Genomic DNA, 257 nt, shown 5'->3' with positions numbered 1-257 from the left:
ATCTCGTGGAGGGAGTTTTTCGCCATCGCCAGCGGATTTTTACCGTCGCTGAAGGAGAAACCACGGCCGGGCGCAATCCGTGCCATTGTCTCTTCTGACGGGCCGTAACCTGCAGACCAGAACAGGAATGACGGCTTCATCTGGGTGAGCAGTTCGAGGTTTGGCTCGGTGCGCAGGCCGATGTCGATTACCGAGTCCGGTAGCCTCGGCTCATTTACCCATAGCCCGTAGTTGGGAATATCCGCCACGCCATAGGG

At 58.0% G+C, this 257-nt stretch carries 1 pseudogene; it reads right to left on the bottom strand.

From position 1 onward, the window contains the following. Positions 1-257 (bottom strand): annotated as a pseudogene (locus ACPYOI_RS36495) (hypothetical protein); the annotation flags it as partial.

The sequence above is a fragment of the Rhizobium sp. SVR5-2C genome (assembly GCF_056755115.1).
This window is presented reverse-complemented; position numbering and strand designations above follow the sequence as displayed.